Origin of the sequence: Streptomyces sp. NPDC101110 (assembly GCF_044759525.1) — a bacterium.
Lineage (GTDB): Bacteria > Actinomycetota > Actinomycetes > Streptomycetales > Streptomycetaceae > Streptomyces.
In genome coordinates this window covers 1-20309 of record NZ_JBIVZM010000019.1, presented here as the reverse complement: position 1 = coordinate 20309, position 20309 = coordinate 1, and the positions used below count along the sequence as shown (strand labels likewise).

Genomic DNA, 20309 nt, shown 5'->3' with positions numbered 1-20309 from the left:
TGTCCGGGCCGGCACGCACCGCGCCGTGACCAAAGGCCCGGAGGGCCGATCGTCGCGCATGTGCGGGGCTGTGGTGGCGGGCACGGCGCAGTCCGCGGTGAACAGCGCGGTGACCATCGGCAATCCGGGCCCGATGTCCCTGTCCGGGTCCTGTGCTGTACCCACATCGGGGTGTCCGGCGCGTGATCACGGAGGGTAGGCGGCGGACCGAAACCGTCACACCCCGCGATCACCGCGTCCCGTATCCGACGAGAGACCGGGGTGGGGACCGATCTCCGGGATGATGATCCGGAAAAGTTGTAGGTCGTAGCGGCGGGTGGGACCGGTGAACGTGCCGATCTCTCGTAAGGTTTGGGCCGTGGGATCACTGCGCAATCCGGTCGGGCCGCTTCCCTCCTCCATCTACTGGCGTCGGAGGGTCGTACTGGTGTCTGTGGTCGCCGTGTTGGCGCTGCTGACCGCCTGGATCGTGATGATGGGCGGCGGGGGCGACAAGGACGGCGACAGCGGCGCCAACGGCAAGAATCCCGCGCCCTCCATCACGCCCGGTCCGTCGAGTTCGGGTCCGGCCATCAGCCAAGCACCCGGCGGACGCGACGAGTCGGGCGGCGGCGGTTCCGGCGGCTCGGGCGGCTCGTCGTCCGGCTCCGGCGGCGACCCGGGCGACGGCTCCGGGGACGGCTCGGGAAGCGGGTCGGGTGACGGTTCCGGCTCGGGTGGCTCCGAGGGGGCCGGCGGTGACGGCGGCTCGGGGAGCGGCGCCACCGCGGGCGGCGTGGGCGCGGGCGACACCCTGCCCGCCGGTTCCACCCTCCCCAACTGCACGGCGAGCGCGGTGCAGTTCAGCCTGCGCAGCCGGCACAACACCTACGACCCCGAGCAGACGCCCACGTTCCTGCTGACCGCACGGAACGTCTCCGGCAGCGACTGCAAGATCGATCTCGGCCCGAAGAACGCGGTGTTCACCATCGCCCCGGCGAGCAGCGACGACGGCTACTGGGCCTCCGAGGACTGCCCCAAGGCCGCCGCGCACCAGCTGTACCGGGTCGCCGCCGGCAGCGGCATCACCTACACCGTGAAGTGGGACCGCAAGCCGAGCGCTCCCAAGTGCGCCACGCCTCCGGCCGGCTCGGCCCGGGCGGGCACGTACCTGGTGGAAGCCAAGGCCCCGGGATTCGCGAAGGTGCAGACGTCGTTCGTCCTCTCGGCCGACTAGGGCTGCGGCGGGCAGCGGCCCCTGGCCGTCGGGCCTGTCGAGCACGCACGAGGGCGGTACCCGTTTCCGGGTACCGCCCTCAGCCGTTCGGCACGGTGTCCTGCACGTCGCTACACGTACCGCTCCAGGATCGACGACTCCGCCAGCCGCGACAGCCCCTCGCGGACACTGCGGGCCCGGGCCTCGCCCACGCCGTCCACCGTCTGCAGATCGTCGACGCTCGCGGCGAGCAGCTTCTGCAGCCCGCCGAAGTGCTCGACCAGGCGGTCGATGATCGCTCCGGGCAGCCGGGGCACCTTGGCGAGCAGGCGGAACCCGCGCGGGGACACCGCCGAGTCCAGCGTCTCGGGCGCGCCGGTGTAGCCCAGCGCCCGGGCCACCGTGGACAGTTCGAGGAGCTCCGCATGAGTGAGGGCGTCGAGTTCCGCGAGGGCCTCGTCGACCGTGCGGGAGCGTTTGGCGGTGGGTTCGGGGACGTAGTCCCGCACGACCAGCTCGCGCTCGGGCTCCACGCCCGCGATCAGCTCGTCGAGCTGGAGGGCCAGCAGTCGGCCGTCCGTGCCCAGCTCCACCACGTACTCGGCGATCTCCGTGGCGATGCGACGGACCATCTCCAGGCGCTGGGCGACCGCCGAGACGTCCCGGACGGTCACCAGGTCCTCGATCTCCAGCGCCGACAGCGTGCCCGCGACCTCGTCGAGGCGGAGCTTGTAGCGCTCCAGGGTCGCGAGCGCCTGGTTGGCGCGGGACAGGATCGCCGCCGAGTCCTCCAGGACGCGGCGCTGGCCGTCGACGTACAGGGCGATCAGCCGCATCGACTGGGAGACGGAGACCACCGGGAAGCCGACCTGCTTGCTGACGCGGTCGGCCGTGCGGTGCCGGGTGCCCGTCTCCTCGGTGGGAATGGTCGGGTCGGGCACCAGCTGCACGCCGGCGCGCAGGATCTTCGACAGGTCCGAGGACAGCACAATGCCGCCGTCCAGCTTGCACAGCTCGCGCAGACGGGTCGCGGTGAACTCGACGTCCAGCACGAAACCGCCGCTGCACAGCGTCTCGACGGTCTTGTCGGAGCCGAGCACGATGAGCCCGCCGGTGTTGCCGCGGAGCACGCGCTCCAGGCCGTCACGCAAGGCGGTGCCGGGTGCCACGGCGCTCAGGGAGGCGCGCATCAGGCCATCGGTACCGGCACTCCCGCCGGACTTTCCGGGAGACGAAGCCCGGTCGTTGGCTGCCACTGCACTCCTCCGGTCGCAGGTTCTGGGCGCCCCCGTGTCGCGCGCTCGGTTCGCACGGACGGGCGAGACCAGGGCAAAGTCTACCGGCGACCCTCCTCGTCCTGTGGGGCCTCTCGGCGACGGGAGCGGGGAAGGACCCGCAGGGCGTCCCCTATGTCCGCGACTTCCAGGACCTTCATGCCCGGCGGGACCTTCCCCGGATCGCCCGGCACCAGGGCATGTGTGAAGCCCAGACGGTGGGCCTCCGCCAGTCTGCGCTGCACGCCCGTGACCCGTCTCACCTCGCCCGCGAGACCCACTTCGCCGATCGCGACGAGGTTCTTCGGGAGAGGTGTGTCACTCGCGGCGCTCGCCAGGGCGAGGGCCACGGCCAGGTCGGCGGCCGGCTCCGAGAGCTTCACCCCGCCGACCGTCGCGGAGTAGATGTCCCTTTTGCCCAAGGCGCTGATCCGGCCCCGCTGTTCCAGCACGGCCAGCATCATCGAGACGCGGGAGGTCTCCAGGCCCGAGGTGGTGCGGCGCGGGGAGGGGATCTGCGAGTCGACCGTGAGCGCCTGGACCTCGGCGACCAGCGGGCGGCGGCCCTCCAGGGTGACGGTCAGGCAGGTGCCCGGGACGGGTTCGGCCCGGCGGGTCAGGAAGAGCCCGCTCGGGTCGGCCAGGCCCGTGATGCCCTCGTCGTGCAGCTCGAAGCAGCCGACCTCGTCGGTGGTGCCGTAGCGGTTCTTGACGCCGCGCACCAGACGCAGGCGCGCGTGCCGGTCGCCCTCGAAGTGCAGGACGACGTCCACCAGGTGCTCCAGCAGGCGCGGGCCCGCGATCGCGCCGTCCTTGGTGACGTGCCCCACCAGCAGCGTGGACATGCCGCGTTCCTTGGAGGCCCGGATGAGGGCGCCCGCGACCTCCCGCACCTGGGCCATGCCGCCGGGTGCTCCGTCGATCTCGGGGGAGGCCACCGTCTGCACCGAGTCCATGATCAGCAGCGACGGCTTCACCGCGTCCAAGTGGCCCAGCACCGCCGCCAGGTCCGTCTCGGCCGCCAGGTACAGGTGGTCGTCGATGGCGCCGATGCGGTCGGCCCGCAGCCGGACCTGGCTCGCCGACTCCTCACCGGTGACATACAGCGTGCGGTGCTCGTCGCTCGCCGACTTGGCCGCCACGTCCAGCAGCAGCGTCGACTTGCCGACGCCCGGCTCGCCCGCGACCAGCACCACCGCGCCGGGCACCAGCCCGCCGCCGAGCACGCGGTCCAGCTCGGGCACGCCGGTGGGACGGGCGGTGGCCTGCCGTCCGTCGACCTGGCCGATGGGCAGGGCGGAGGTGGTGACCCGGCCCGGTGTCGTGGTGCGCACCGCGGGCGCGCCGTACTCCTCGACCGTCCCCCAGGCCTGGCACTCGGGGCAGCGGCCGAGCCACTTCGCCGTCTGCCAGCCGCACTCCGTGCAGCGGTAGGACGGGCGGTCCTTGGTGGTCTTCGTACGGGCAGCCATGGACGGAACCGTAGCCGCAGGCACTGACATCGCGGAGCCCGGCCGGCGGCGCCCACCAGCGTGCCGCGGGCCCGCCACGCCTTGCGGGCCGTGGAACGACCGGTGCAGGTCCCCGATTGAGGGATCGTTTCACCCGTACGGATTAAATGTGCTCAAGCCGCCGGAAGGTGCCGCTCCCGGCCCCCTACGGTCGCCGAATGACGAGCAGTACTCCGGAGATCTCGACCCGCTCGACCCGCTCGGCCGGCGCACACCGGTCGCACCGGGAAGCGCGTGACCGCGGGGCGGCGCGCACGCTGGCGCAACGGCCGCCCGCGAGCTACGAGCCCTACCTGGACGGCCTGTTCACCTACTGCCTGTCGGTGCTGTGCGACCACGAGGCCGCGACCGCGGCCCTGGGCGACGTCCTCGCGCTCGCCGAACGCCGCGGCCGGCAGGCCCCCGAGGCATCCGCCGACCGCAGGGCCTGGCTCTACGCGCTGGCCCGCTGGGCGTGCCTGCGCAAGCTGGCCGAGATCAAGCAGAAACGTCAGAGCAGCCACGCCGCGGGCCGTGCCGACCGCCGGCGCGCCGACAGCCCGGCCACCCCCGCGGTCTCCGAGGAGGTCCAGGAGCGGCGCCGTCGCGAACTGGCCCTGCTGGCCTGGCCGGAGGCCGCCGGCACCACCCCGGAGCAGCGTGAGGCGCTCGAACTGGCCGTGCGTCACCACCTCGCCGCCCACGAGGTCGCCGCCGTCCTCGGCATGGCCCCGGCCGCCGCCCGGGACCTGCTCGCCTCCGCCGCCTGCGAGGTGGAACGCACGCGCGCGGCTCTCGCCGTGGTCGAGACGGGGGCGTGTCCGAGCGTCGCGCACCTCGTCGGCGACGACCGGCTGGTGCTCGGCACGGCCCTGCGCCGCGAGCTCGTCCGGCATGTCGACGACTGCCCGCGCTGCCGCCGCACCGCCGAGCGCGCCATCCCCGGCCGCTGGCCCGGCACCAGCGTGACGCCCGCCGAACTGCCCGTCCTGCCGGCGCCCCGCGCGGCCCTGCACGTCGCCATGGGCCACCACCCGCGCGCGCGGAGCGCCGCGCCCCGCTTCGACCGGCGCGGCTTCCCGGTGGACCCCAAGGACCACGCCGCCCGCAGGGACCGGCTGCGCGCACGTGCCGTCACCACGACCGTCGTCGCCACCGTGGTGGCCGCCCCTGTGCTGGCCCTGTGGGCCGCCTATCGCGGCACCCCGGTGGGCGAGGGCCAGGACGGCGGCTCGGCCTCCGCGCGTGAGGCGGACGCCCCGTTCGCCCTGGACGGCGAGGTGGCGGGCGGCGGCTACGAGAACACGGGCAACGCGAGCACCCGCCCCGGCCCCCGCTTCGGCAAGGACGGCAAGGCCGACGTCTCCGTGGAGGTCATCGGCGTCGCCGGAGCGGGCCGCGCGAGCGCCCTGGAGGTCACGGCCGACCACAGCGGCGACACCACCCTGGTCACCCTGACCGCCACCGGCCCGGCCCCGGTCCGCTGGTCCGCGTCCACCGGGGCCCGCTGGCTCTACCTCAGCCGGTCCTCGGGAACGCTCCGGCCCGGCGAGTCGGTGACGATCAAGGTCTACGTCGATCACCTCCGGGAGCCCGCCGGCCCCTGGAAGGCACGGGTGGCGGTCGCACCGGTGGGCGCCGTCGTCCACATCGAGGGCTACGGCACCGCGCCCAGCCCCGCGGACCCGGGCCCGGACCCGGGCCCGCGCCCCGGCGGCCCGGGCGACCCGGCCCCGACCCACCCCGACCCGACGCCCACGACCACCGCCCCGGACCCCGACCCGACGCCGACCACCCCGCCCCCGTCGACCGGCCCGGACCCCACGCCCACACCCACGGATCCCGGCCCGACCGATCCGGCGGACTCGGCGCCGCCGCCCTCGGACAGCGGCGACCCGAGCCCGGTCACGTCGTAGGCGGAGCTTCAGGCCACCGGGTCCGCGGGGTGCGGTGCCACCAGCGGCAGCTGCGAGGCCAGGCGCTCCTCGCACAGCTCGACCAGCCGGTCGTAGCCGGCCTTGCCCATCAGCTCGATCAGCTCCGGCCGGTAGGAGACGTACACCGGGTCACCCGCGCCGTGCGCCGAGGTCGCCGACGTGCACCACCAGTGCAGGTCGTGGCCGCCCGGGCCCCAGCCCCGGCGGTCGTACTCACCGATCGACACCTGCAGCACGCGCGTGTCGTCGGGCCGGTCGATCCACTCGTACGTCCGCCGCACCGGCAGCTGCCAGCACACGTCCGGCTTGGTCTCCAGCGGCTCGCGGCCCTCCTTCAGGGCGAGGATGTGCAGCGAGCAGCCCGCGCCGCCCGGGAAGCCGGGCCGGTTCTGAAAGATGCACGAGCCCTGGTAGGGCCGCGTCTGCCGCTCGCCGTCCTCGTCCTCGGAGACCCAGCCGCCCCGCGCGCCCTCGGCGTGGTGCTGCCAGATGTCCGGCGTGAGCCTGGCCACATGCCCGGCGACGCGCTTCTCGTCGTCCTCGTCGGAGAAGTGGGCACCCAACGTGCAGCACCCGTCGTCCGCGCGGCCCGCCTGGATGCCCTGGCAGCCGCTGCCGAAGATGCAGTTCCAGCGAGAGGTCAGCCATGTCAGATCGCAGCGGAAGACCTGCTCGTCGTCCGCCGGATCAGGAAACTCCACCCATGCGCGAGCGAAGTCGAGGCCCTTCTCGTCGGAGTCCACGACAGCCGGTGATTTGTCGCGCTTCGCCTTTTTCGTCTTTGGCACCCGTCCAGGGTACGGGCCCGGGCAGGGGCCTTGTACCCCCACCGAGGACGGCAGACGGCCCCGTGGGCAGTAGCGTTCCGTACATGAGACTCGGTGTCCTCGACGTGGGATCGAACACGGTGCATCTGCTCGTGGTGGACGCGCACCCCGGCGCGTGCCCGCTGCCCGCGCACTCGCACAAGGCGGAACTGCGCCTCGCCCAGCTCCTCGACGACGACGGCGCGATCGGCCCGCACGGCGTCGACCGGCTGGTCTCGGTGATCAAGGAGGCGCTCCAGGCCGCCGAGGACAAGGGCGTCGAAGAGGTCCTGCCGTTCGCGACCTCCGCTGTACGGGAGGCCCGTAACGCCGATGACGTGCTCGAACGCGTACGTACCGAGACCGGCGTCGAGCTCCAGGTCCTCACCGGCTCGGAGGAGGCCCGGCTGACCTTCCTCGCGGCCCGCCGCTGGTTCGGCTGGTCGGCCGGCAAGCTGCTGGTCCTGGACATCGGCGGCGGCTCCCTGGAGGTCGCCTACGGCATCGACGAGGAGCCCGACGCGGCCGCCTCGCTGCCGCTGGGCGCGGGGCGCCTGACCGCCGGCTGGCTGCCCGGTGACCCGCCCGACCCGGAGGACGTCCGCACCCTGCGCCGCCACGTGCGCACCGAGATCGCCCGTACGGTCGGCGAGTTCAGTCGCCTCGGCACCCCCGACCACGTCGTCGCCACGTCGAAGACCTTCAAGCAGCTGGCCCGCATCGCCGGCGCCGCCCGCTCCGCCGAGGGCCTCTACGTCCAGCGCGAGCTCAAGCGGGAGTCCCTGGAGGGCTGGGTCCCGCGCCTGGCCGCCATGACGGAGCGGGAGCGCTCGGAGCTGCCGGGCGTCTCGGAGGGCCGGGCCGGGCAGCTCCTGGCAGGCGCCCTGGTGGCCGAGGCCGCGCTGGACCTCTTCGGCGTGGAGCGTGTGGAGATATGCCCCTGGGCGTTGCGGGAGGGCGTGATCCTGCGTCGCCTGGATCACATGGAGTCCGCGTGAGGAAATCCGCGTAGGGGGCCCGCCGCTATGGCAAACACCACAACGGCCAAGAGGCCCCCCACCCCACCCCGACCACACCCCGTAATCTGTCCTGCATGGCAGAGCCAGCCGTGAAGATCCCGGACGCGAAGGTCGCCCTGTCGACGGCCTCGGTCTACCCGGAGTCGACGGCCACGGCCTTCGAGATCGCCGCGCGCCTCGGCTACGACGGAGTCGAGGTCATGGTCTGGACCGACCCGGTCAGCCAGGACATCGAGGCCCTGCGCAGACTCAGCGACTACCACCAGATCCCGGTCCTGGCCGTGCACGCCCCCTGTCTGCTCATCACGCAGCGCGTCTGGTCCACCGACCCGTGGACCAAGCTCCAGCGGGCCCGCGCGGCGGCCGAGAAGCTCGACGCGAGCACGGTCGTCGTCCACCCCCCGTTCCGCTGGCAGCGCCAGTACGCCCGTGACTTCGTCTCCGGCATCTGGCGCATGGCGAACGAGACGGACGTACGGTTCGCCGTCGAGAACATGTACCCCTGGCGCTACCGCGACCGCGAGATGCTCGCGTACGCCCCCGACTGGGACGTCACCAAGGACGACTACCGGCACTTCACGATCGACCTCAGCCACACCGCGACGGCCCGCTCCGACGCCCTCGACATGGTCGACCGCATGGGGGACCGCCTCGGCCACGTGCACCTCGCCGACGGACGGGGCTCGGCCAAGGACGAGCACCTGGTGCCGGGCCGCGGCACCCAGCCCTGCGCCGAGGTGCTGGAGCGGCTCGCCCTCACCGGCTTCGACGGGCACGTCGTCATCGAGGTCAACACCCGCCGTGCGATGTCGAGCGCGGAGCGCGAGGCCGACCTGGCGGAGGCCCTGGCCTTCACGCGCCTGCACCTCGCCTCGGCCGTGAAGGTGCCGCGGCGATGACCGGCCGGCCCCCGGCCGGCGGCGCGTCCGGCGCCGCCCGCCGCCGCGGCCGCCCCCCGCGCACGGAGTCGGCCGACACCCGCGACCGCATCCTGACCGCCGCACGCGACGAGTTCTCCGAGCGCGGCTACGAGAAGACGTCCGTGCGCGGCATCGCCAAGTCCGCCGGGGTCGACTCGGCGCTCGTGCACCACTACTTCGGGACGAAGGAACAGGTCTTCGAAGCGGCGATCACCCAGTCCTTCGGCCCCGCCCTGCAAGCGCCCCGGGCCATCGAGGAGGGCCCGCTCGACGGGGTGGGGGAGCGCCTGGTCCGCTTCTTCTTCGGCATCTGGGAGAACCCGGCGACGCGCGCGCCGCTGCTCGCCATCGTCCGCTCCGCCCTCACCAACGAGACCGCGGCCGCCGTCTTCCGGCGGATCATCGCCACCCAGGTGCTGCGCCGCATCGCCGTGCAGCTGGAACTGCCGGACGCCGAGCTGCGGGCCGAGCTCGCCGCCGCGCAGCTCGTGGGCACCGCGATCCTGCGCTACGTCCTGAGGATCGAGCCGCTGGCCTCGGCGGACCCGGAGCAGGTCGTCGCCCGTCTGGCCCCGGTCGTACAGGGACACCTGACCGATCCGTGAAGCCTGTGGAGGCCGTCGGGACGCCGTCGGGGTGCCGTCCGGGTGCCGTCGTCCGAGACGGGCGTCCCGCATTCCGGACACATCGTCCCGCCCACTGGATGACCGGCGTACGCTCGGTAGCAGTCAGAAATCCCCGAACTCTCTGACGACGTCTCTGAAGGAGCGAGCGACGATGCCCGAGCTGAGGTCCCGCACAGTCACCCACGGCCGCAACATGGCGGGCGCCCGCGCCCTTATGCGCGCCTCCGGTGTACCGGGCGGGGACATCGGCCGCAAGCCGATCATCGCGGTCGCCAACAGCTTCACCGAGTTCGTCCCCGGGCACACGCACCTGGCGCCGGTCGGCCGGATCGTCAGCGAGGCGGTCGTCGCCGCCGGCGGCATCCCGCGCGAGTTCAACACCATCGCCGTCGACGACGGCATCGCCATGGGCCACGGCGGCATGCTCTACTCGCTGCCCTCCCGCGACCTGATCGCGGACAGCGTGGAGTACATGGTCGAGGCGCACTGCGCGGACGCCCTGATCTGCATCTCCAACTGCGACAAGATCACCCCGGGCATGCTCAACGCCGCCCTGCGGCTGAACATCCCCACGGTCTTCGTCTCCGGCGGCCCGATGGAGTCCGGCCGCGCCACGCTCGTCGACGGCACCGTCCGCACGCTCGACCTGGTCGACGCGATCTCCGACGCGGTGAACGACAAGATCTCGGACGAGGACATCCTCCGCATCGAGGAGAACGCCTGCCCGACCTGCGGCTCCTGCTCCGGCATGTTCACCGCCAACTCGATGAACTGCCTGACCGAGGCCATCGGCCTGTCCCTGCCGGGCAACGGCTCGGTCCTCGCCACGCACACGGCCCGCAAGCAGCTGTACGTCAACGCGGCGAACACCGTCATGGACATCACCCGCCGCTACTACGAGCAGGACGACGAGACGGTCCTGCCCCGCAGCGTGGCGTCCTTCGCGGCCTTCGAGAACGCCATGGCCCTCGACATCGCCATGGGCGGCTCCACCAACACGATCCTGCACCTGCTGGCCGCCGCCCAGGAGGCCGGTGTGCCCTTCGGCCTGGACGAGATCAACGAGGTCTCCCGGCGTGTGCCCTGCCTGGCCAAGGTCGCCCCCAACGTGGCCAAGGACCGCACGTACTACATGGAGGACGTGCACCGCGCCGGCGGCATCCCCGCCCTGCTCGGCGAGCTGCACCGCGCGGGCCTGCTGAACGAGGACGTGCACTCGGTGCACAGCCCGTCCCTCGCCGACTGGCTGAAGACCTGGGACGTGCGCGGCGGCTCCCCGTCCGCCGAGGCCGTCGAACTGTGGCACGCGGCCCCCGGCTGCGTCCGCTCCGCCGAGGCCTTCTCCCAGTCCGAGCGCTGGGAGGCCCTGGACGAGGACGCCGAGGGCGGCTGCATCCGCTCCGCCGAGCACGCCTACTCCAAGGACGGCGGCCTCGCGGTCCTCAAGGGCAACCTGGCCGTCGACGGCTGCGTGGTGAAGACGGCCGGCGTCGACGAGTCCATCTGGACCTTCGAGGGCCCGGCCGTCGTCTGTGAGTCGCAGGAGGAGGCCGTCCAGAAGATCCTCACCCAGCAGGTCAAGGACGGCGACGTCGTCGTCATCCGCTACGAGGGCCCCAAGGGCGGCCCCGGCATGCAGGAAATGCTCTACCCGACCTCGTACCTGAAGGGCCGCGGCCTCGGGAAGACCTGCGCGCTGGTCACGGACGGCCGCTTCTCCGGCGGCACCTCCGGCCTGTCCATCGGCCACGCCTCGCCCGAGGCGGCCGCGGGCGGCACCATCGCCCTGGTCGAGGACGGCGACCGCATCCGCATCGACATCCCGGGCCGCACCATCGAGCTCCTGGTGGACGACGCCGAACTGGGCCGCCGCGAGCAGGCCCTGAACGGCGTGTACGCCCCGAAGAACCGTGACCGCAAGGTCTCCGCCGCCCTGCGCGCCTACGCGGCGATGGCCACGAGCGCCGACAAGGGCGCGGTCCGGGACGTGTCCAAGCTGGGCTGACCCTTCTCGTCCCGCACCGAGGGCCGTCTCCCGCCGCGGGGGCGGCCCTCGCGCATGCCCGCCGGCTACCAGGCAGCCGGATCGTCCGCGTTCACGGCGAAGACGGTCCCGTCCGGCGCGCTGCCGTAGACCCGGTCGCGCACGACCACGGGCTCGGGCAGCTCGGCCACGATCCGGTCCGACCGGTCGCCCGGCCGGGCGGACGTCTGCCCGGCCAGCTTCCCGCGCCGCGCGTCGACGGCGAGCAGCCGTCCGTCCGACGCCGTCACGTACACGTACCGGTCACCGGCGACCGGCGTGGACCCCCGCATCATGCCCGTCTCCAGACCCCACCGCTGCTCACGCGCCTCGAGATCGACGGCCACCAGCGTCCCCCCGGTCCCCAGGAGGTAGGCCGTATTTCCGCGCACCGTGCCATGGGCCTGCTGGAGGGGGACGGCGAGGGGCACCCGCCGGGTCTCCCCCGTCTTCGGGGTGTAGCGGACCACGGCCCGCGCATCGCCGTGCACCGCGTCCAGGGACAGCAGGAACACCGATCCGTCCGTCGCGCCGAAGGGCTTCAGCGTCCCGTCGAGCCGGGCGTCCGACCGCACGTCGCCCGTCTCCGGATCGACGGCGGTGACCCGGGTGCTCCTCCCGTCCTCCGACGCGCTGGAGAGGTACGCCGCCGGGTCACCGGTGAACGTGGCGACGTACGGCATCTCATGGCCGGGGATGCGGTGGCTCCACCGCGGGTCACCGGAGGCGCCGTCCACGCCGGTGACCTTCCCGTCGGTGCCCGTGAACAGGAGCATGCCGCCGGCGTACACCGCACTGCCGGCCCCGGGAGCGTCCCGCTGCCAGCGCACCTCGCCCGAGGCGGGATCGAACGCCTCCAGGCGACGCCCGGGGTCCATCGAGGGCTGCACGAGTCCACCCGCCAGCACCGGCGGTTCCTTCCGGGGCCCCGTGCCGACGGGGTGCCGCCACAGCAGGTGACCGTCGGACGGATCCAGGGCGAAGACCAGTCCGGACGTGGCACAGAGCAGGCGTCCCGCCCCGTGCGAGCACAGAGGGGCGCTGTCCTCGGCCGCCGGTGTCGTCCGCCACCCGCTGAACGCGGCGGACGTGGTCCGCGGGGAAGCGGGCCGGGGTGAGCCGCCGTCACCGTCCAGCAACGGCAGCGAGGCCAGGGCACCGACGACGGCCAGACCGAACGCCCCGGCGGCGAGAGCCGCCCGCCTTCCGAGCCGCAGCTTCCGGCCAAGGCCGGCTCCCACCGCACGACCGGCTTCCGCGGCGGGCCCGGCTTTCACCGCAGGATCGGCTTCCACCGCAGGGTCGGCCTCCGCCGCACGGGCGGGGCCCCCGGTGGGCGGTCCCGACCCTTCGGTGTCCCAGCTCCGCTGAGCCGGTATGAACGACTGCGTGTCGTACGAGGCGGCCACCGACCGCAGTTCCCGCATCAGCTCGTCCGGGGTCGGCCGCTCCTCCGGCTCCTTCGCGAGGCACCGCCGTACCAGCGGCGCCACCTCGTCCGGTACACCGGTCAGATCGGGCTCGTCGTGCACCACCTGGTACGCGACGATGTACGGGCTGTCGGAGTCGAACGGCCCCTGCCCCGTGGCCGCGTGCACCATGACCGACCCGAGCGCGAAGACGTCGGCGGCCGGACCCACCTCGCGCGGGCGCCGGAACTGCTCGGGCGCCATGAAGGGCGGTGTGCCGATCAACCGCCCCGTCTCGGTGCGCAGTTCGCTGTCCACCGGCCGGGAGATGCCGAAGTCGATGACCTTCGGTCCGTCGTCGGCGAGCAGGACGTTGCTCGGTTTCAGATCCCGGTGGACGACCCCGGCGCGATGGATGTCCCGCAGCGCCTCCGCCAACCCCGCCATCAGCCGCCGCAGTTGGGCCGGCTCCATGGGGCCGTTCCGCTTGACGTGATCGGACAAGGTGGGACCCGGGATGAACAGCGTCGCCATCCAGGGCCGTCCGCTGTCCGGGTCGGCGTCGACGACGGGTGCCGTGAAGGCGCCGCTCACCCTGCGAGCCGCCGCCACCTCCTGCCGGAAACGCCCCCTGAAGTCGGGGTCCTTGGCGAACTGGGCGTGCACGACCTTCACCGCGAGCTTCATCCCGGAGGTGCTCCGGGCCAGGTGCACGACACCCATCCCGCCCGAGCCCAGACGGGACTCCAGGCGGTAGTGACCGGCGTGTTCGGGAAGTTCCGCTTCCACGCCCGCTCCGGCATTCCGCTGCGGCGCCATGGAACCACCCCCGTGCTGTTCGTCCGCGCGCGCGACGCACGGAGCCTAGTCGAAGACTCGTACGGGACAGAGGCGGCTTGCTAGCCTCCACGCACGAGTCGCGCACATGTGTTTCATCGTGCGACTCGGGGGAATCAACGGCACCCCATGGCGGCCATGGGGTTCAACGGGGGAGAAACACATGTCTGTCGACCATGTCGAGGAACTCGAGGGCGCGGGCGAGGGCGAGACCGTCACCATGGCGGCGTCGGCCCTGCGCTCGTACGCCGTGGCCCCGGGCGTCCGCCTGAACGTCCGCAGCGGCCCCGGTACCGGCTACGGCATCGTCCGCGTCCTGCCCGAGGGAGCCAGGGTCACCATCTTCTGCCAGCGGCCCGGCACCACGGTGGCGGGACCGTACGGCACCTCGAACATCTGGGACAACATCGACGACGGCGAGTACGTCGCGGACTCCTACGTCGCCACCGGCAGCGACGGCTACGTCCGCCCGCGCTGCTCCTGAAGCCACCGCTACTGCACGAGGACCACTCATGCCCTCCCTGAAACGCAGATCCATGATGCTCGCGGGGCTCACCGGCGCGCTCCTCATGGTCGGCGCGGCCACCGCGGAGGCTGCCGTGCGCTACTACCCGGTCGCGCCCGGCGTCAGCCTCGCCGTCCGCAGCGGCCCCGGCACCTCGTACGGCATCGTCCGCTACCTCCCCGTGGGCGCCCAGGTACCGATCTACTGCCAGACCCCCGGGACCACCGTCACCGGCACGTACGGCACGTCGAACATCTGGGACAACATCAGCAACGGCCAGTTCGTCGCGGACGCCTACGTGAAGACGGGCAGCGACGGCTACGTCGCCCCGCGCTGCGCCTAGCCCGCCAGCGACGGCTACGTCGCCCCGCGCTGGGCCTGGTCCGGCAGCGGGGTTACGTCGCCCCGCGCTGCGCCTGGCCCGGCAGCGGGGTTACGTCGCCCCGCGCTGCGCCTGGTCCGGCAGCGGGGTTACGTCGCCCCGCGCTGCGCCTGGCCCGCCCCCGGCCCGCGGCCCGGCAGGGGTCATAATCGACCCGTGAGTGCAGACGACAGCACCCCTGCCGCCGCCGCGGGCTCCAGGGCCGGGACCCCCGGCCCCCGCCCCGAGCCCCTGCGCTTCTTCGGCACGACCTGGCTAAACCACGACCGCGGCTACACGCCCCGTCGGATCGCCGTGGCCGTCGGCTCCCTGGCCACCGCCGCCGCCTCCTGCCTCGTGCTCCGCCTCGCCTACCAGGGCCTGCAGATCGCCGCGATCGGCGGCTTCGTCACGGTCCTCATGGTCGCGATGTTCGCGATCTGCAGCGCGATGGCCTTCCGCCACACCTGGGACGGCTTCACCGGCCGCCACGACCCCGAGCGCCAGGCGTCCCTGCGCGGTCTCCTGGCCGTCGGCTTCGTCGGCTCCCTCCTCGCCTACTTCCTCCGCTCCCTCACCGAGGCCCCCGGGGAGAAGCTGCACCGCGAGGAGTACGAAGAGGCCCGCGAGCGGTACGAGAAGCGCACCACCCGCCGCTCGGGCAACCCGAGGAACCGCCGCCGCGCCCAGGGTCGTCTGGATCAGGCGTCGCCCGAGAGGCGCAGTCACTCTCGGCCGACCTGATCCAAACGACACGCCCTGGCCCCCGTGCCCGACGACCGGGCGGGGCCCTCGGGCGCGCCCAGTTGGGTCTACGGGTGCGGCGCCGGGGCCGGTCGAGCCCCGCGGTGTGTCGTCGCGGCCCCCAACTCCCGCAGTACTCACCGAAATCTCACCGTCCGCCGCCCCACCCCCGGCCACCATGGCCGTATGACCACCCCACCCTCCGCCGATCACCCCACCGGAGCCGGCCCCACCCTGCCCCCCACTCCCGAGCCCGCCCGGGCCACCCGGGCCCACTCCTTCAACGCCGCCGCCGCCCAGTACGCGGCCAACCGCCCCTCCTACCCCCCGGCCCTCTTCGACGCGATGGAAGAACTGACCGGCCGCCCCCTCGCCGGCACCCGCGTCGCGGACATCGGCGCCGGCACCGGCATCGCCACCGCCCTCCTCCACGCACGGGGCGCGCACGTCATCGCCGTGGAACCCGGCGAGGGCATGGCGGCCGAGTTCCGCCGCAGCCTCCCCGGCGTCCCGATCGTCCGCGGCACGGGAGACGACCTCCCCCTCACCGACGCCTCCGTCGACCTCGTCACCTACGCCCAGGCCTGGCACTGGACCGACTCGTCCCGCGCCGTCCCGGAAGCCCTGCGCGTCCTGCGCCCCGCCGGTGCCCTCGCCCTCTGGTGGAACACCGACGCAACGGACGTCCCCTGGATCGCCGAGGCCGCCGCCCGCACCCAGCGTCACTTCGACATCGACGTCGCCGCCGAGAAACGCAACGTCGACGCCCGCGCCGCCGACCCCACCGGCCTCCTCGACTTCACCCGCCGAACGGTCCGCTGGAGCCGCCGCGTCCCGGTCGACACCCACCTCGCCAACATCGGCAGCCACTCGGTCTTCCTCGTGCACGACCCGGAACACACCGCGTCGTTCCTGGCCGAGGAGCGCGAGCACCTCCTGCGCACCTTCCCGGACGGCTTCGTGGAGGAGGTCTACGACGTCGTACTCCTCCTCGCCCCGACCCCGGCTCGCCACCCAGCCGCTTGACGCCCCCGACACCCCGGGAGCATTATTCATCGCATGATGAATAATGCTCCCGGCTCGCCACGCCCAGGCCCCGACAGCCCGGCCGTGCACGCCGAGAACCTCACCGTCGTCCGCGGTCCCCGCACCGTCCTGCGCAACCTCGGCTTCACCATCCCCCGGGGCCGGATCACCGGCCTCCTCGGCCCCTCCGGGTGCGGCAAGTCGACCCTCATGCGCGCCCTCGTCGGCACCCAGGCCAAGGTCACCGGCACCCTCGACGTCCTCGGCCGGCCCGCCGGACACCCCGCCCTGCGCACCCGCATCGGCTACGTCACCCAGGCCCCGTCGGTCTACGACGACCTGACCGTCCGCCAGAACCTGGACTACTTCGCCGCGATCCTGCACCCCGGCCGGGCCGCCGCCGGGCGCCGCACCGAAGACGTCACCCGCGCAATAGCCGACGTCGACCTCACCACCCACGCCGACTCCCTCGCCGGCAACCTCTCCGGCGGCCAGCGCAACCGCGTCTCCCTGGCCGTCGCCCTCCTCGGCGCCCCCGACCTGCTCGTCCTCGACGAACCCACCGTCGGCCTCGACCCGGTCCTGCGCCGCGACCTGTGGAACCTCTTCGAGGACATCGCGACAAGCCGCGGCGCCACGCTCATCGTCTCCTCCCACGTCATGGACGAGGCCGAACGCTGCCACCGCCTCCTCCTCATGCGCGGCGGCGAACTCCTGGCCGAAGACACCCCCGACGCCCTGCGCACCCGCACCGGTGCCGACACGGTCGAGCAGGCCTTCCTGCACCTGGTGGACCAGGCGAAGACAGCAGCCCGCACGAAGGAGACGACCCGATGACCACCACCACCCCGGCCAGGACGACCACCCCACCCAGGGCACTGAACGCCTCCCGCACCACCGCCACCGCCGCCCGGGTCGTCCGTCAGCTCACCCACGACCCCCGCACCATCGCGCTGCTGCTCCTCATCCCCTGCGTGATGCTGCTCCTGCTGCGCTACGTCTTCGACGGCAGCCCCCGCACCTTCGACAGCATCGGCGCGTCCCTCCTCGGCATCTTCCCGCTCATCACCATGTTCCTGGTGACGTCCATCGCCACCCTGCGCGAACGCACCTCCGGCACCCTCGAACGCCTCCTCGCCATGCCCCTCGGCAAGGGCGACCTCATCGCCGGCTACGCCCTCGCCTTCGGCACCCTCGCGATCATCCAGTCCGCCCTGGCCACGGGCCTCGCCGTCTGGTTCCTCGGCCTCGACGTCACCGGCAGCCCCTGGCTCCTCCTCCTGGTGGCCCTCCTCGACGCCCTCCTCGGCACTGCCCTCGGCCTCTTCGTCTCGGCCTTCGCGGCCTCGGAGTTCCAGGCGGTCCAGTTCATGCCGGCGGTGATCTTCCCCCAGCTCCTCCTGTGCGGCCTGTTCACCCCGCGCGACAACATGCACCCGGTCCTCGAAGCCATCTCCGACGTCCTGCCCATGTCCTACGCCGTCGACGGCATGAACGAGGTCCTGCGTCACACCGACATGACCGCCACCTTCGTCCGGGACGCCCTGATCGTCGCCGGCTGCGCCCTCCTGGTCCTGACCCTGGGCGCGGCGACCCTCAGGCGCCGTACGGCGTAGTCGCCCCGGCGCGACATCCCGTCCAGCGGACACCCGAGCCGTCCCCCACCCCCCGATGCGAGGATGGACCCCGGACGACGCACCCTTCGGAGGCACCCCGCGCCATGACCCAGAAAGTCGCAGTCCTCGGCACCGGCAAGATCGGCGAAGCCCTGCTCAGCGGAATGATCCGCGCCGGCTGGACCCCGTCCGACCTCCTGGTCACCGCCCGCCGCCAGGAACGAGCCGAGGAGCTCCGCACCCGCTACGGCGTCACCCCGGTCACCAACCCCGAGGCCGCCAAGACCGCCGACACCCTGATCCTCACGGTCAAGCCGCAGGACATGGGCACCCTCCTCGACGAGCTCGCCCCGCACGTCCCCGCCGACCGCCTGGTCATCAGCGGCGCCGCCGGCATCCCCACGGCCTACTTCGAGGAGCGTCTGGCCCCCGGCACCCCGGTCGTCCGCGTCATGACGAACACCCCCGCGCTCGTCGACGAGGCCATGTCCGTCATCTCCGCCGGCACCCACGCCACCGCCGACCACCTCGCCCACACCGAGGAGATCTTCGGCGCCGTCGGCAAGACACTCCGCGTCCCCGAGTCCCAGCAGGACGCCTGCACCGCCCTCTCCGGCTCGGGCCCGGCGTACTTCTTCTACCTGGTCGAAGCCATGACCGACGCCGGCATCCTCCTCGGCCTGCCCCGCGACAAGGCCCACGACCTCATCGTCCAGTCCGCCATCGGCGCCGCGACGATGCTCCGCGACAGCGGCGAACACCCCGTCAAGCTCCGCGAGAACGTCACGTCCCCCGCCGGCACGACGATCAACGCCATCCGCGAACTGGAGAACCACGGCGTACGGGCAGCCCTCATCGCCGCCCTCGAAGCCGCACGCGACCGCAGCCGCGCCCTGGCCTCCGGAAACAACAGCTGAGCACCCGGGGGCGGGACCACCACCCGCCCCCACAGCGGCGTCACCTCACACCGCCACCACGGCCCCGGCCTCCTCCGCCACGGCCGGCAGCAACCCGATCGCCCGATACGCGGCATCCACCGTCGGCCGGGCCATCCCCCGAGCCCGCGCGGCCCCGTCCCGCAGCACCCCTTCCACATACGCGGGATCCGCGCACAACTCCTTGTGCCTTTCCTGTAGGGGTCGGAGCACCTCCACCACGGCCTCGGCGGTGTCCTTCTTCAGATCCCCGTACGACGTGTACGCCCCGGCCAGCTCCTCGGGACCCCCGCCGGTGCACGCGGCGAGGATCTCCAGCAGATTGGCGAGCCCCGGCCGGTCCTCCCGGTCGTAGACGACCTCCCGCCCGCTGTCGGTCACCGCCCGCATGACCTTCTTCCGCACCACGTCCGGCTCGTCCAGCAGATAGACGATCCCCGGCCCGACGTCATCGCTCTTGCCCATCTTCGACGCCGGGTCCTGCAGATTCATCACCCGCGCCGCCACGCCCGGCCGCGTGGCCCGGGGCACCACGAACGTATGGCCGTAGCGCTGGTTGAACCGCACGGCGAGATCCCGCGCGAGCTCCACGTGCTGCCGCTGATCGTCCCCGACCGGCACCGCGCCGGCCCCGTACGCCAGGATGTCCGCCGCCATCAGCACGGGATACGTCAGCAGCGACAGCCGCACACTCCCGCCCCGCCGCTGCTCCCGCGCGGCCTTCTCCTTGTACTGGATCATCCGCCGCATCTCACCGTCGGTGGCCACGCACTCCAGCACGTACGACAGCCGGGCGTGCTCGTCCACGTGGCTCTGCACGAACACCGTGCACAGCTCCGGATCCAGCCCGGCCGCCAGCAGCAGCGTCGCCGACTGCCGGCTCAGCCTGCGTACCCGCGCCGGATCGTGGTCCACGGTCAGCGCGTGCAGATCGACGACACAGAACAAGGCCTCGGCCTCGTGCTGGTCCACGGCGGCCCACCGCCGCATCGCCCCCAGGTAGTTCCCCAGCGTCAGATGCCCCGTCGGCTTGACCCCGCTGAAGACCCGCGTCATCTCTCCTCCACCTCCTGGTCGGGACCGCCGCCCCGGGCGGCCGCCCCTTCCGTGGATCCGGGAGGGAGAAACGAAAACGGCCGCCGAAGCGGCGGCCGTTGAGTGCATACGTAAGGACGGCCGCCGTCAGGCGGCCCACCACAGCTGGGTGCACGTACGCGTCGTCATGCAGCCCACGCTACGCCCCGGGAGCGCCGTCCGCCCCCGAGTTGACACGTCCTACCCCCGTCCGTAGTGTTCTCCGAGTTGCCCGACGTGAGCGCCGACTCCGGTCGGTCCCCGGGCGGCCACTCCGCAAGTACCCACCATTCATCGATGCGCAGTACGTCTGCCGTCGCTTCATTGGCATGTGTATTTACGGAATGAGGAATCCACGTTCGAAAGGACGCGGCCCCCGATTCGCTCGGGAGCCGGGGAATCCGCTAAAGTCTCACTCGTCGGAACGGCCCAACAGCCGCAAAGACAAACCCCGCTGACCGGGGATCAGGCCCGAAAGGATCTGATAGAGTCGGAACCGCCGGAAAGGGAAA

The 20309-nt window shown here is 72.6% G+C and carries 18 protein-coding genes; 13 read left to right on the top strand and 5 right to left on the bottom strand.

Features of this window, described 5'->3' with window-relative positions; all coding sequences use genetic code 11:
• Positions 1–358: 358 nt before the first annotated feature.
• Entirely contained in the window at positions 359–1216 is an 858-nt protein-coding gene (locus ACIQU3_RS33650; protein WP_403929370.1) for a hypothetical protein, read from the top strand.
• 110 nt (positions 1217–1326) lie between these two features.
• Here ACIQU3_RS33650 and disA read toward each other — a convergent pair whose 3' ends face one another.
• Together disA and radA are read right to left on the bottom strand one after the other, a co-directional pair.
• Positions 1327–2451 (bottom strand): DNA integrity scanning diadenylate cyclase DisA, encoded by a 1125-nt coding sequence (gene disA / locus ACIQU3_RS33645; RefSeq protein WP_403742109.1) that lies wholly within the window; start codon positions 2449–2451, stop codon positions 1327–1329.
• Between the two features lie 80 nt (positions 2452–2531).
• Positions 2532–3941: a DNA repair protein RadA gene (gene radA, locus ACIQU3_RS33640; protein WP_403742104.1), complete on the bottom strand. Its 1410-nt coding sequence runs from the start codon at positions 3939–3941 to the stop codon at positions 2532–2534.
• Positions 3942–4138: 197 nt separating this feature from the next.
• On the opposite strand from radA, the gene ACIQU3_RS33635 reads away from it, so the two are divergent.
• Positions 4139–5875, top strand: a complete 1737-nt coding sequence (locus ACIQU3_RS33635) for a hypothetical protein (RefSeq protein ID WP_403929367.1) — start codon at positions 4139–4141, stop codon at positions 5873–5875.
• An 8-nt stretch (positions 5876–5883) separates the two neighbouring features.
• Here ACIQU3_RS33635 and ACIQU3_RS33630 read toward each other — a convergent pair whose 3' ends face one another.
• A complete protein-coding gene (locus ACIQU3_RS33630) occupies positions 5884–6684 on the bottom strand; it encodes a hypothetical protein (RefSeq protein ID WP_403742098.1) in 801 nt (266 codons plus the stop codon).
• Positions 6685–6767: 83 nt separating this feature from the next.
• Between ACIQU3_RS33630 and ACIQU3_RS33625 the strand changes: the two genes are divergently transcribed.
• The 4 genes from ACIQU3_RS33625 (at position 6768) to ilvD (ending at position 11272) form a co-directional block, all read left to right on the top strand.
• The gene (locus ACIQU3_RS33625) at positions 6768–7700 is read left to right on the top strand and encodes a Ppx/GppA family phosphatase (RefSeq protein ID WP_403742095.1); all 933 of its coding nucleotides are present in this window, start codon (positions 6768–6770) and stop codon (positions 7698–7700) included.
• A gap of 95 nt (positions 7701–7795) precedes the next feature.
• A complete protein-coding gene (locus ACIQU3_RS33620; protein ID WP_234850024.1) occupies positions 7796–8620 on the top strand; it encodes a sugar phosphate isomerase/epimerase in 825 nt (274 codons plus the stop codon).
• The gene (locus ACIQU3_RS33615) at positions 8617–9246 is read left to right on the top strand and encodes a TetR family transcriptional regulator (protein ID WP_403742092.1); all 630 of its coding nucleotides are present in this window, start codon (positions 8617–8619) and stop codon (positions 9244–9246) included. Before ACIQU3_RS33620 ends, ACIQU3_RS33615 begins: the two co-directional genes overlap by 4 nt.
• Before the next feature lie 172 nt (positions 9247–9418).
• Entirely contained in the window at positions 9419–11272 is a 1854-nt protein-coding gene (ilvD, locus tag ACIQU3_RS33610; protein ID WP_403742086.1) for a dihydroxy-acid dehydratase, read from the top strand.
• Between the two features lie 65 nt (positions 11273–11337).
• On the opposite strand, the gene ACIQU3_RS33605 is transcribed toward ilvD, so the two are convergent.
• Positions 11338–13518 (bottom strand): serine/threonine-protein kinase, encoded by a 2181-nt coding sequence (locus tag ACIQU3_RS33605; protein WP_403929364.1) that lies wholly within the window; start codon positions 13516–13518, stop codon positions 11338–11340.
• Positions 13519–13699: 181 nt separating this feature from the next.
• Between ACIQU3_RS33605 and ACIQU3_RS33600 the strand changes: the two genes are divergently transcribed.
• The 7 genes from ACIQU3_RS33600 (at position 13700) to proC (ending at position 18705) form a co-directional block, all read left to right on the top strand.
• The gene (locus ACIQU3_RS33600) at positions 13700–14020 is read left to right on the top strand and encodes an SH3 domain-containing protein (protein ID WP_403742080.1); all 321 of its coding nucleotides are present in this window, start codon (positions 13700–13702) and stop codon (positions 14018–14020) included.
• Between the two features lie 55 nt (positions 14021–14075).
• A complete protein-coding gene (locus ACIQU3_RS33595; RefSeq protein ID WP_403742579.1) occupies positions 14076–14384 on the top strand; it encodes a hypothetical protein in 309 nt (102 codons plus the stop codon).
• Between the two features lie 195 nt (positions 14385–14579).
• Positions 14580–15146 carry an EamA/RhaT family transporter gene (locus ACIQU3_RS33590; protein WP_403929362.1) on the top strand — a complete coding sequence of 189 codons (567 nt, stop codon included), beginning with the start codon at positions 14580–14582 and terminating at the stop codon, positions 15144–15146.
• Positions 15147–15332: 186 nt separating this feature from the next.
• Entirely contained in the window at positions 15333–16172 is an 840-nt protein-coding gene (locus tag ACIQU3_RS33585) for a class I SAM-dependent methyltransferase (protein WP_403742074.1), read from the top strand.
• Between the two features lie 33 nt (positions 16173–16205).
• Entirely contained in the window at positions 16206–17009 is an 804-nt protein-coding gene (locus ACIQU3_RS33580) for an ABC transporter ATP-binding protein (RefSeq protein WP_403742070.1), read from the top strand.
• Positions 17006–17788, top strand: a complete 783-nt coding sequence (locus ACIQU3_RS33575; RefSeq protein ID WP_403742067.1) for an ABC transporter permease — start codon at positions 17006–17008, stop codon at positions 17786–17788. Before ACIQU3_RS33580 ends, ACIQU3_RS33575 begins: the two co-directional genes overlap by 4 nt.
• A gap of 104 nt (positions 17789–17892) precedes the next feature.
• On the top strand, positions 17893–18705 hold the full coding sequence (gene proC / locus ACIQU3_RS33570; protein ID WP_403742063.1) for a pyrroline-5-carboxylate reductase: 813 nt from the start codon (positions 17893–17895) through the stop codon (positions 18703–18705).
• A gap of 45 nt (positions 18706–18750) precedes the next feature.
• On the opposite strand, the gene trpS is transcribed toward proC, so the two are convergent.
• Positions 18751–19779 carry a tryptophan--tRNA ligase gene (gene trpS, locus ACIQU3_RS33565; RefSeq protein ID WP_403742059.1) on the bottom strand — a complete coding sequence of 343 codons (1029 nt, stop codon included), beginning with the start codon at positions 19777–19779 and terminating at the stop codon, positions 18751–18753.
• Between the last annotated feature and the right edge of the window lie 530 nt (positions 19780–20309).